General features: G+C 66.5%; 10 protein-coding genes. 4 read left to right on the top strand and 6 right to left on the bottom strand.

Annotated features, from left to right (window positions below; all coding sequences use genetic code 11):
- Positions 1–23: 23 nt before the first annotated feature.
- From SM191_RS01075 to SM191_RS01085, 3 genes are all read right to left on the bottom strand, one after another.
- Positions 24–1,397 carry a putative 2OG-Fe(II) oxygenase gene (locus SM191_RS01075; RefSeq protein WP_341504570.1) on the bottom strand — a complete coding sequence of 458 codons (1,374 nt, stop codon included), beginning with the start codon at positions 1,395–1,397 and terminating at the stop codon, positions 24–26.
- Positions 1,394–2,722 (bottom strand): amidohydrolase, encoded by a 1,329-nt coding sequence (locus SM191_RS01080; RefSeq protein ID WP_341504571.1) that lies wholly within the window; start codon positions 2,720–2,722, stop codon positions 1,394–1,396. Before SM191_RS01080 ends, SM191_RS01075 begins: the two co-directional genes overlap by 4 nt.
- A 93-nt stretch (positions 2,723–2,815) precedes the next feature.
- Positions 2,816–5,266: a TonB-dependent receptor domain-containing protein gene (locus SM191_RS01085; protein ID WP_341504572.1), complete on the bottom strand. Its 2,451-nt coding sequence runs from the start codon at positions 5,264–5,266 to the stop codon at positions 2,816–2,818.
- 262 nt (positions 5,267–5,528) lie between these two features.
- On the opposite strand from SM191_RS01085, the gene SM191_RS01090 reads away from it, so the two are divergent.
- Together SM191_RS01090 and SM191_RS01095 are read left to right on the top strand one after the other, a co-directional pair.
- Positions 5,529–6,044 (top strand): RNA polymerase sigma factor, encoded by a 516-nt coding sequence (locus tag SM191_RS01090; RefSeq protein ID WP_341504573.1) that lies wholly within the window; start codon positions 5,529–5,531, stop codon positions 6,042–6,044.
- Positions 6,044–7,030, top strand: a complete 987-nt coding sequence (locus SM191_RS01095) for a FecR family protein (protein WP_341504574.1) — start codon at positions 6,044–6,046, stop codon at positions 7,028–7,030. The genes SM191_RS01090 and SM191_RS01095 overlap by 1 nt, the downstream gene beginning before the upstream one ends.
- A gap of 256 nt (positions 7,031–7,286) precedes the next feature.
- Here SM191_RS01095 and SM191_RS01100 read toward each other — a convergent pair whose 3' ends face one another.
- Entirely contained in the window at positions 7,287–8,324 is a 1,038-nt protein-coding gene (locus SM191_RS01100; RefSeq protein ID WP_341504575.1) for a sigma-54-dependent Fis family transcriptional regulator, read from the bottom strand.
- A gap of 187 nt (positions 8,325–8,511) precedes the next feature.
- Here SM191_RS01100 and adh point away from each other — a divergent pair, with 187 nt between their 5' ends.
- Both adh and adhP read left to right on the top strand, forming a co-directional pair.
- Positions 8,512–10,023, top strand: a complete 1,512-nt coding sequence (adh, locus tag SM191_RS01105; RefSeq protein ID WP_341504576.1) for an aldehyde dehydrogenase — start codon at positions 8,512–8,514, stop codon at positions 10,021–10,023.
- A 60-nt stretch (positions 10,024–10,083) separates the two neighbouring features.
- Positions 10,084–11,118, top strand: a complete 1,035-nt coding sequence (adhP, locus tag SM191_RS01110; RefSeq protein ID WP_341504577.1) for an alcohol dehydrogenase AdhP — start codon at positions 10,084–10,086, stop codon at positions 11,116–11,118.
- 324 nt (positions 11,119–11,442) lie between these two features.
- On the opposite strand, the gene SM191_RS01115 is transcribed toward adhP, so the two are convergent.
- Positions 11,443–11,856 carry an IS5 family transposase gene (locus SM191_RS01115; protein WP_341504578.1) on the bottom strand — a complete coding sequence of 138 codons (414 nt, stop codon included), beginning with the start codon at positions 11,854–11,856 and terminating at the stop codon, positions 11,443–11,445.
- Positions 11,853–11,999 (bottom strand): integrase core domain-containing protein, encoded by a 147-nt coding sequence (locus tag SM191_RS01120; RefSeq protein WP_341504589.1) that lies wholly within the window; start codon positions 11,997–11,999, stop codon positions 11,853–11,855. The genes SM191_RS01115 and SM191_RS01120 overlap by 4 nt, the downstream gene beginning before the upstream one ends.
- Positions 12,000–12,086: the final 87 nt, after the last annotated feature.

The following is a 12,086-nucleotide window of genomic DNA, read 5'->3' on the forward strand; positions in this document are numbered from 1 at the left end:
CCTCAGTCCGCCGTGACGATAAATCAGCGCGGTATCAGATCGAACGCCACCGTCAGCCGGGGGACATCCCCGGAAAACGGCTCGGTCCCATGCCAGAGATAGGAGGGGAACAGCACCAACTGTCCGGGCACCGGCCGGACATGGCGCGTCGGCGGCAGCGCAGGTCGGGTCGGCACGCCGGGCCGCCCGAAAGCCAGCCAGCCCTGCGGTTCCTCCGCTACGGACGCAGGCAGATCGACATAGAAGGCGGACGACAACCACCCGCGCGGATGGACGTGATCAGTGTGATAGCCACCGGACCGCAGCAACACCGACCATGCCCCCGCGAAACGATATCCGCCGGTGTTGCGCCGCCGCACCGGATCGGCCCCCGTCCCCAACTGCGCCAGATGCGCGCGGATCGGTGTGTCGAGCGCCGCGAACAGCGCGCGTAGGACCGGATGGTCGACCTTGCTCAAATCCTCCTGCGTCTGGCTGCCTTGGCGAAGCGACTGGCCGAGCGGATGGGTTCGCCAAGCATGCCGCGCGCGCAGCGTCTCCGCGAGATCGTCGAGGAAAGCCGCTAACGAAGACCATCCCGGCGGCACGTCGATACTGCGCGCCGAAACCAGTGCGGGATCATCGCACAGCACGGCATAACGCGGATCGCCGAGCAGTCGCCACGCGGTTGCAAGCAATGCGATCACCCCCTGATCGTCCGGTGCGGCAGTGCCGATCCGCATCGCCAATGTCGCCGCCTCTGCGGGACGCCCGTCGTGCAGCAAGGCTTCCACCACCGCCTTCGCCGCCTCGGCGGATGACGGCGCAAGCCGCAAGGCCGCCGTCGCATGGGCAAGCTGGCCCTCGGCCTCGCCCAAAGCGGCCCGCGCATTCGCCGCGAGGAGATGCAGCCCGGCATCCGCCGTGAGCGCAATCGCCAGGTCGAGCACCGCCGCCGCGCGCTCCAGCTCGCCCGCACTCATCAGCACGACCGCCTCGACCGACGCGAGTGCGGGTATGCGGTCCGCGTCGACCGCCGCGAGTGCCGCGCCGACATCCGCCGTCCGCATCCAGCGCAGTTGCGCCAGGTCGCGATGCGCCGCCACATAGTCCGCGCGCAATTCGACCGCAGACAGGAACGCCGCCTCTGCCGCATCGAAATCCCCCGTCCCTTGCAACGCCCGCGCGTGGACCAACCACGTCTCGGGCGCGGTCGATCCCTTGGCAAGGGCGCGAGCGGATGCCTCCACCGCCCCGGCGAATTCGCCGAGATCGCCGAGCGTCGAGGCGAGATTATGCTCCGCCACCGCGCTTTGGGGCCGTTCCGCGACGGCGCGGGCGTACAGGATGGCGGCGGTGCGCAGATCGCCCGCCGCCTTGGCCCGCCGCGCCTGCTCCATCGTCGCGGAAGCGGTCACTTCGGCGTCGTCACCATCAGCACCGCAAGCGTCAGGGTGCGGATACCGGTCCGGATCGCCTTGTCGTGATCGGGTGCGAAGAAGGGCGAATGGTTGCTCGGTACCGCTTCGCCCTTGGCCTTGAACGCGGCCAGGGTCGCGGCGTCATAGCCGCCGATCGTGAAATAGACCGACGGCACCCCGGCATCGACGAACGCCGACCAATCCTCGCTCGCCGACCAGCCGGGCGCGGTTGCGGGCACATAGGTGACGCGGTCGCCGCCTGCCGCCTTCAGTTCCGCCGCCGCGCGTTCGGCCAGCGCATGGTCGTTGAACACCGCGGCGGTGCCGTACAGCCACTTTACGTCGGGCGCGGGCGCCATCGACATCGCCGCCGAAGCCTCGGCAGTCCGCTTCACGCCATCGAGCAGCAATTGCCGCACATCCTTGTCGAACGACCGCAGGCTCAGCTTCAGCGTGGCGATGTCGGGGATGATGTTGCCGACGGTTCCCGCCTGGAATGCGCCGATGGTGACCACGCCGAACGCGTTGGCGTCCTTCTGGCGGCTGATCACCGTCTGGACGTCGGTGACGAAATGCGCGCCCATCACGATGGGGTCGATCGTCGCGCTCGGCATCGATCCATGCCCGCCGCGCCCCTTGAAGGTGATCTGCAAGCTGTCCGAATTGGAGCTGGTGACGCCGTCCTTGACCAGCACCGTCCCCGTCTCGCCCGACCCGACATGCGCGGCGAAACCGTAATCGGGCTTGGCGAACCTGGTGAACAATCCGTCATCAAGCATCGCCTTGGCGCCTTTCAGCTGCTCCTCGGCGGGCTGGGCGATGAACATCAACGTGCCCTTCCACTGCGACTTCATCGCCAGCAGCGCCTGGGCCGTCCCGATCCACGCCGCCATGTGCACGTCATGGCCGCAGCTTTGCGCGACGAAGGTCGTCTTGCCTTCATATTCGGTCTGCGCACGGCTCGCATAGGGGAGCCCGGTCTTCTCCTCCATCGGCAGGCCGTCGAGTTCGGTGCGCACCATCACGGTCGGCCCGGGACCATTGCGGTAGATCGCGACCACCCCCGTTCCGCCGACCTTCTCGGTCACGGTGAAACCCATGGCCTTCATCTTGCTCGCCAACAGCGCGGCGGTGCGCACCTCCTGCATCCCGATTTCGGGATGTGCATGGATATCACGGTACAGCGCGTCGAGCGCGGGATAGGTCTTCTCGATCTGGGCATCGATCGCCGCCCTGTTGGCGGCAGGACCGGGCGCGGGATCGGCCCACGCCGCGCCGACACTCGCCATCATCGCACATCCGGTAAGCAGCATCATCTTCATAGAAACACCCATCGTTCGAGACCGGGGCGACGCCCCCTTGCTATGCGAGACGCGATTGCGTCCGATGTCCTCAACCCCACGACGCCACGCCCCTCATAAATCGCGATCGAGGGACAGCATCACCGTGCGGGGCGCGCTGCTGTAGAGTTGCCGCTCGCCGAACGAACTCGACGTCAGCCGGTTCGCGCCGACCGCGTTCAGTACGTTGCGCACGCCGATCGCGGCACGCCACCGTGCCAGCCGGATATCGGCGTTGGCGTCGATTATGAACCGTGCCGGAGTGACTTCGTAATAGGGACTGCGATCGTTGAAGGCGGTGGGCACGCGGGTCGCGCCGACCGCGTCGATGCCGAATGTGGCGACCTTCCCGCCCGCCACCGACATGCTGGTCTGCACCCCTGCCGCATAGCCCAGCCGTGGCACGTTGGGTAGCGGATCGCCGCGTCGTCCCGCGCCATCCGTGGTACCGACCGGCTGGTCCTCGCCAAGTCGCGCATAGGTATAGTTGGCCGATCCGGTCAGCCTTATGGCACCGATCGCCAGGCTTGCCTTGGCCTCGACCCCATCGATCCGCACCGTACCGATATTGGTGTTGTATCCGAACGCGCCGTTCGCGCTCCATGCCGCATAGATCACGTCGGACCAGTCGATATGATAGACCGCGCCGTCGATCGCGAGCCGCCCGCCCGCGCCCCTGGTCCTGACGCCCAGTTCGTAGTTCCAGACATGGTCGGCGTCGTAGATGCGTTCCTGGTCGGTCAGGTCGGGCGTGATGTTGACCCCGCCGGGCCGGAACCCCTCCGATGCGATTCCATAGATCAGGGTCTCGCCCGGCAGGCGATAGGCGAGTTCCGCCTTCAGGTTGACGCCGTCATCCGCGCGCGCATAGCGGCCGTTGCCGATCGCGCCGGTGCCCGTGATGATATTGGGGATCGGGACCGACCCGTCGGCGCTACGCCGATAGTGGAAATAGCGCAGCCCCCATGTCGCCGACAGTCGCGGCGCGATGCCCCAGCGCGTCTCCGCGAACAACGCCTGCTGGTCGAGCGCGCTGTGCAGCAGCCGCAATCCTGTGATGTCGAGCGGCACGACCCGCTTCCCGGTCACGGCGTCGGCACGGACCGTATAGCTTTCGGCCGAATCACGCCGCCGCTCGACGAACGCCCCGATGGTCCAGGCGGGCGCCCCCGGCCGGTCGGAGGATACGCGAACCTCCGCGGTCGTGCTGTCGACGCGAAACGGCTGGTACAGCACGCCCGGCAATCGCGTTTGCAGATAGGCCTGGAACGCGCGGCGCCGCTCAGGGGTGCAGCCGGTTTCGCCGACAAGCATCGCATATCGCCGGCAACTCGCGTCGCTGGTCGCCTGCTGCGCCAGTACCGCCGTGAAGTCGCCTTCCTTGACGATCGTCCAGCGATAGTGCGAGCCCGTCGCCACGACCGCAACGGCGTCGGTCGTCCAGTGCGCGGTGACACTGGCGAGGTCGAGCCGCTCGCTATTGGGCGTGCGCACCGGCTGATCGTTGCGATAGCGGCCCAGGTCCGGGTACCAGAATCCCGCATCGTCGACCCGCGTATCCTGATGGAGCGCCAGCGCATCGACGCGCACCGCCTGTGACGGTGTCCAGGCAAGCCCCATCCGGACGCCCCGGCGTAGCACGGCGCCGGTGTCCTTCACCCCCAGCCGATCATTGTCGACATAGCCGCCGACGGTTCGACGATGCACGACGAACCGCGCCGCCAAAGTGTCGCGGATGATCGGCGCGTTGACGACCGCGGCGACGTTTGCGCCTGTCCCTCCCCCCTGCACCGCCGACACGCCCCCCTCGACATGGCCCGCCCAGCGCGTCGCGTCGGGCTGGTTGAACAGCACCCGCAGCGTGCCGCCCATCGAACTCGCGCCGTAGAGCGTACCCTGCGGCCCGCGCAGCAGCTCGATCCGGTCGATATCGACCAGGTCGATATCGGGCGTACTCGCGGCGGGATCGAAAGTGGTCCCCGACGGCCCGCTGATCGGCGTTTCCCCATAATAGACCCCGACCATGGACTCGCCGGTTCCGGTGACGCCTCGAATGGCGATCCGCTGCTGCAACGGTGCCGTGGCGATCGGGACCAGCCCGGGCAACAGGGCGGCGGCGCTGCGCAGGTCGTACGCGCCCCGGGCCACCACCTGGCCGCCGCTGACCGCGTCCATGCTGATCTCGGTATCACCGAGAAAGGTGGGGCGTTTGAGGGCGGTGACGACGATCTCGGCGGACGGCACCGGGATTTCCGGCGTTCGCCCCGCCGGCCCCGCCGCCAAGGTATTGGCGGCCGATCGCGGCGGGGCCTGGCGAACGATGATGATGACGCCGGCGCGGACACGCTTTGCGACCAACCCGGTGTCGGCGAGCAGCATCCGAAGCGCGCGTTCCGGCTCGATCGGCCCGTGCAGCGCCGCGCTGGTACGACCGCCGATCACCGCAGGATCGAACAGGATCTGCTGCCCCGTCTGCGTCGCCAGTCGACGCAGCGCGACATCCAGCCGCCCGGCGGGGATGGCCAACACGACCCGTTCGTGCGGCGACGATGCCGCCTCGCCATTGGCAACGCAGGCCGCGGATATCGCAATCGTTCGTATAGCAAGATCACGGGCATGCATCAGGACGCGCGTTTCGACCCCCCGGAATACGCTGTTGCCCCTCCCCTCCGCTCTGATGACGGTTTTGCGACACTGTACGCTTGACGGCCTGCTGGCAACATGATCGATTGCGGCGAATATATAAAGGGGGATGCCAGAGGCTCGGGCGGGCAAGACGGGGCCGATCATGCGGAATTCCTATGCGCGCATTTCCGGCGGTGACGGGGATGCCATCGACCTATCGGGCCATCTCAACGCGGTCCGCCGGTTCCTGACGAAGCGTGCGCCGATCGGCGAGGTCGACGATCTGGTCCAGGAGGTTGCACTGCGCATGCAGACCCGCCGCGCGACCGACGCCATCGACAATATCGACGGCTATCTGTTCCAGGTCGCGCAAAGCGTGCTTGCCGATCGTGGCCGCCGTGACACCGTGCGCCACCGTTCCGCGCACGACAGCCTTGAAGAAATTCATCATCCCGTTGAGGACCGCTCGCCCGAGCGCGTCCTACAAGGCAAGGAGCATCTCGCGCAGCTCATCGCCGCGATGAACGACATGCCTGAGCGCATGCGCCAGGCGTTCGTCCTTCATCGCTTCGAGGAAATGAGCTACGCTGCGATCGCCCGACATATGGGAATATCGGTGAGTGCGGTCGAAAAGCATATCATGAAAGCCATCAAGCACCTTGCAGGCTCGCTACGCTGATGGGTTCCGTATCGAGGGATCCGGACGCCGCCGCCGCGTCCTGGTATGCGCGACTGCATGCCGATAACGCGACACCGGCGGATCGGGCCGCGTTCGGGCAATGGCTATCGGCCAACGATGCGCATGATCGCGCCTGGCACGAACTGGTATCCACGACCCGCATCCTGGATGACGCACGGAGCGATCCGGCCCTGCTCGCCATGGTCGCAGCGGCCCGCGACGATACGCGCCCCGCCCCCGCGCGTCGCTGGTGGCCGATGGCGGCCGCTGCGGCCGTGCTACTGTCCATCGGTGGCACCGCCGCGCTGGTCGTCGACCGATATGCGGCGGGGCCGGCGACCCAGGTCGCGGATACACGCTATGCGACGCCGACCGGGTTGATGCGCCATATCACCCTGCCGGACGGAACGCTGATGACGCTCGATGCGGAATCCGCTGTCCGTGTCGCGGTGCCGGGTGCGACGCGCCGAGTGGCGATCGAGCGCGGCCAGGCGTTTTTCCAAGTCGCGCATGATGCGCGCCATCCGTTCATCGTGTCCGCGGACGGAAACCGCGTCACCGCGCTCGGCACGCAATTCGCGGTACGCGCGGCGGCCGACCGGGTCGTCGTCAGTTTGATCGAAGGATCGGTTCGCGTCGACAGCCGCACCATGGGTCGCGCGATGACGCTGGTACCGGGCAATAGGCTGACGATCGATCGATCGGGTCTGCAACTCACCAGCGCGGGTGCCGATACCGCGACCGGATGGCGCAAGGGGGAACTGACGTTCGAGGCTACGCCACTGAGAGAGGTCGTGGCCGAACTCAACCGCTATTCCACGCAACGTATCGAACTGACCGACAAGCAGCTCGCGAACCGCGTGTTCAGCGGCGTCCTGAAGATCGAGGGCGGGGGTAATGCGCTCGCCGACGCGCTATCGGCTTACGGGATCGCTCGCGTCATATATGCCGACAAGACACGATTGGCGCTCGCTTCCCAATCATGAAAAGCAGGTTGCGCAGGCAACCTCGTCAAGGCGGAGCAATTCCCTCGACCGTTAGGCCATTGCCGCGATCTGCTGGGTGCTGGCAGTCTGACGCGAACCGCTCTCCCCACGATGCATCTCGGTCTCTGAAGGCCTTCGCTTAGCCGGCCAGGCCGGATCAACATTCAGATATGCCACTCCGCCAAATCGGCGGAGCGTTGTTCCCGATAAGTCTGGCTGTCGATGAGGTGACGATCGAAGCGCCGGGCCGCCCCGGTCAGCGCTGCCGGGCCAGATGTCGGTGGATGGTGCTGCGATGGACGCCCAATTGCCGCGCCGTTGCCGAGACATTGCCGCCATGCGCCGCCAGCGCCGCGTCGATCGCCTCGGCCCGGTCGTCGGCCAGCGGGCGGGCGGCCAAGGGCAGTTCGACGCCGCCCCGCCCTTCGGCATCCCAGCCGCCGATCAGCGTCGCACCGTTGGTCAGGCGCAATCGCCCCCGCGCGCCCTGGTCCCGCATGTCCACCACTTCGCCCAGCGCCGTATCGTCCAGCGCCTCCCAACTGCGCCCGACCAGCGAAAGCCCGCGCCGGTTGGCGGCGACCAGCCTTTCGTCGCGGAACACCAATATCCCCTCGCGCGCGGTGCCCAGCATCGCCGCATCGTCATGCAGGCGCAGCACGCGACAATCGGCGAAGCCCGAGCGGAACAGCCGATGCTCGATCTGGTCCACCGCCAGCCGGATCAGCCCCAGCGCATGGCCATGCCCGTTCACCGATGGACCCGACATATCCAGCGCGCCGACGATCGCGCCGCGCGGGTCGAGGATCGGCGTCGCCGCGCAGCTTAATACCGCATGTTCGGCGAAGAAATGCTCCGGGCCATGGACGGCGATCGGGCGACGCTCGGCAATGGCGGTGCCGATCGCGTTGGTGCCGGTGCTGGCCTCGGTCCATGACACGCCCGGCCGCAGCGCCACTTGCGCCGCGCGCGAGAGGAAGCCGGTATCGCCGATACTGTCCAGGATCATCCCGTCCGCATCGGCGAGAATCACCACGCTGCCCGTCTCGCGCGCCTCGCCCGCCAACATTTCCAGTTCGGGGCGGCACAGGCGACGCAGCGACTCGCGACGCTGGCGCAGGACGGTCAGTTCGCTTTCGGTCAGCGGCCCGCCGTTCCGTCGCCTGCCCTGGGCCAGCCCCATGTCGGTACAGCGCAGCCAGGAGCGCAACACCGGCTGGCGCACGCTTTCCAGGGGCAGTTGCCCCTCGTCGAAATAGGCTCGTCGCCCCTGTTCTATCCCGGCGCCATCCATCGCCGCATCCTTCTCCAACTGTCGCAAATTGCGACACTGGCGCGCTTTTCACGTCGCGTCGTGCGACACATGCTACGCTTCGCGCGCAGAAAGTCCATCGCGACACGCGCGCTTCGTCGCGGACCCGCTTGCCCTCGCCCCGGCATGGGCGGAGCCTTTGTCCCATAATCGACAAAGGAGAGGTTCGATGACGATCCAGGAAGCCATCAAGACCCGCAAAGCGCCGTTCAAGGAACGCTATGGCAATTTCATCGGCGGCCGATGGGTCGATCCGGTCGACGGACGCTGGTTCGACAACCGATCGCCGATCGACGGGCAGGTGATCTGCCAGGTCGCGCGCAGCCAGGCCGCCGATATCGAACTGGCGCTCGACGCCGCGCACAAGGCCAAGGACGGCTGGGGCCGCGCCAGCGTCGCCGAACGCGCGCTGATCCTCCTTCGCATCGCCGACCGGATGGAGGAAAATCTCGCCCTGCTCGCCACCGCCGAAACCTGGGACAATGGCAAGCCGATCCGCGAAACGACCGCCGCCGACCTGCCGCTGGCGATCGACCATTTCCGCTATTTCGCCGGATGCATCCGCGCGCAGGAAGGCGGCATCTCGGAGATCGACCACGACACCGTCGCCTATCACTTCCACGAACCATTGGGCGTGGTGGGGCAGATCATCCCGTGGAACTTCCCGCTGCTGATGGCCTGCTGGAAACTGGCGCCGGCGCTGGCGGCGGGCAATTGCGTGGTGCTGAAACCCGCCGAACAGACCCCCGCCTCGATCATGGTGCTGGCCGAACTGATCGCCGACCTGCTGCCCGAGGGCGTGCTGAACATCGTCAACGGCTATGGCGTGGAGGCGGGCAAGCCGCTGGCGCAGAACCCGCGCATCGCGAAGATCGCCTTTACCGGCGAGACGACGACCGGGCAGTTGATCATGTCCTATGCGTCCGAAAACCTGATCCCCGTCACGCTGGAACTGGGCGGCAAGAGCCCGAACATCTTCTTCGCCGATGTCGCGGCGGAGGATGACGACTATCTCGACAAGGCGATCGAGGGTTTCGCCATGTTCGCGCTCAACCAGGGCGAGGTCTGCACCTGCCCCAGCCGCGCGCTGGTCCACGAGTCCATCTATGACCGCTTCATGGAAAAGGCTGTCGCGCGGGTCGAGGCGATGATCCAGGGCGATCCGCTCGACCCCGCCACCATGGTCGGCGCCCAGGCATCGCAGGAGCAGATGGACAAGATCCTCGGCTATCTCGACATCGGCCGCGACGAGGGCGCGAAGGTGCTGACCGGCGGCACGCGCAACCGGCCCGAGGGGCTGGAGGGCTATTACGTCAAGCCGACCGTGCTGAGCGGCAACAACAGGATGCGTGTCTTCCAGGAGGAGATATTCGGCCCCGTCGTCTCGGTCGCGACCTTCAGGGACGATGAGGAGGCGCTGCGTATCGCCAACGACACGCTCTATGGGCTGGGCGCGGGCGTGTGGACCCGCGACGGCACCCGCGCCTATCGCATGGGCCGCGCGATCCAGGCGGGGCGGGTATGGACCAACTGCTACCACGCCTATCCCGCCCATGCGGCGTTCGGCGGGTACAAGCGGTCCGGGATCGGGCGCGAGACGCATCGCATGATGCTCGATCACTATCAGCAGACGAAGAACCTGCTGGTCAGCTACTCGGCCAAGAAGCTCGGCTTCTTTTGACCCCGGTCAAGGCGGGGATGCCCATCCCCGCTTCATCACCCCGACGATAGGAGAATATCCATGTCGAAGACCATGAAGGCGGCGGTCGTCCGCGAATTCGGTGCTCCCCTGACCATCGACGAAGTCCCCGTACCGGAAGTCAGCGACGGCATGATCCAGGTCGCGATCCAGGCCTCGGGCGTGTGCCATACCGATCTGCACGCCGCCGAGGGCGACTGGCCGGTCAAACCCAACCCGCCCTTCATTCCGGGGCATGAGGGCGTCGGCTATGTCTCGGCGGTCGGCAAGGGCGTTCGCCACATCAAGGAAGGCGACCGGGTCGGCGTGCCCTGGCTCTACACCGCCTGCGGCCACTGCGTGCACTGCCTGGGCGGGTGGGAGACGCTGTGCGAGAGCCAGCTCAACACCGGTTATTCGGTCAATGGCGGCTTTGCCGATTATGTCATCGCCGATCCGAACTTCGTCGGCCATCTGCCCGGCAATATCGGCTTTACCGAGATCGCGCCGGTGCTGTGCGCCGGGGTGACGGTCTATAAGGGGCTGAAGATGACCGATACCAAGCCGGGGGATACCGTCGTCATCTCCGGCATAGGCGGGCTGGGCCATATGGCGGTGCAATATGCCGTCGCCATGGGCCTGAACGTCGCGGCGGTCGATGTCGACGACGCCAAGCTGGACCTCGCCCGGCGGCTGGGGGCGAAGGTCACGGTCAACGCCCGGACCGAAGCGGACCCGGCGGCGGCGATCAGGCGCGAGACCGGCGGCGGCGCACAAGGCGCGCTGGTCACGGCGGTCAGCGAAAGGGCCTTTGCACAGGCCGTGGGCATGATGGCGCGCGGCGGCACCGTCGCACTCAACGGCCTGCCTCCCGGCGACTTTCCACTCAATATCTTCGGACTGGTGCTGAACGGCATCACAGTGCGCGGGTCGATCGTCGGCACCCGGCTGGACCTTCAGGAATCGCTGGACTTCGCCGCCGACGGCAAGGTGAAGGCGACGGTCGCCAGCGTGCCGCTGGGCGAGGTCAACCAAGTCTTCGACCGGATGCGCCAAGGCCAGATCGAGGGCCGCATCGTCCTCGACCTGACGGCCTGAAATCGCGGCGGGCGGTGGCTCCGGCCCCGCCCGATCAGCGCATGGGAAGTCCAGCAGGGATGAGACTTCGACGCTCTTGGTGCGAGATTCGGCCAGCCCACACCGTTAAGACAAATCTCTGTACACCGCAGATGCCCTACCGTGGACAGGGCGCAAAAACATCATAAGCGCCGCCATAACGCAGCCATTTCCACTCGACTGTTGATCGAGCGCTCGCCCTCAGTTGCGCCCCCATGGCAGACGATAGGATACAGACGAACGAACCGACCCAACTCAAAATTGGGCATAGCTGGCCGCTGTATAGGCCTTAGGGCCGAGACTCAATCAGAGCCAGAAGGCGATTGCAGTGGCGATAGCGACGCCTGAGAGGAAGTTGTCGGCGAGTTTGTCGTAGCGGGTCGCTACGCGGCGGAAATCCTTGAGGCGGCAGAAGGCGTTTTCGATCAGGTGGCGGCCGCGATACCTTTTCTTGTCGTAGCGGACTGTGCGTTTGCGGTTTCGCCGTCCGGGAATGACGGGAACGGATCCGGCGTCACGTAGCGAACGGCGCAGCCGGTCGGCATCATAGCCTTTGTCAGCAAGGAGGTAACGCATTCGGCCCGCCCGTTCGAGAAGCGCAGGCGCTGCCTTCACGTCGCTGACATTGCCGGCTGTCAGGATCAGGGCATAGGGAGAGGTGGCTTGATTTGTCTGAACAGGCTCGCGGCTCGAATAAGTGGATTGCCGCTGGTTGATCACGCCGCTGCGAGTAACGGCTGGTCGAAGTATATCTGGTCGGGCGTGCGGCCGCCAAGCGCGGAGTGCGGCCGGACGGCATTGTAGAACGCGATGTAGCGGCCGATGCCGGCGCGGGCTTCGGGGACCGAGGCGGGGAGTGTCAGGAATTTCGTGTGCGGGCGGGCGGATGAACATTACGCCGCCATGGCCCTGATGAAGCGTTCGCCGAAGATGACGGCGAACTGTGCCTT

The sequence above is a fragment of the Sphingomonas sp. 2378 genome, assembly GCF_038084995.1.
Taxonomy (GTDB): Bacteria; Pseudomonadota; Alphaproteobacteria; order Sphingomonadales; family Sphingomonadaceae; genus Sphingomonas.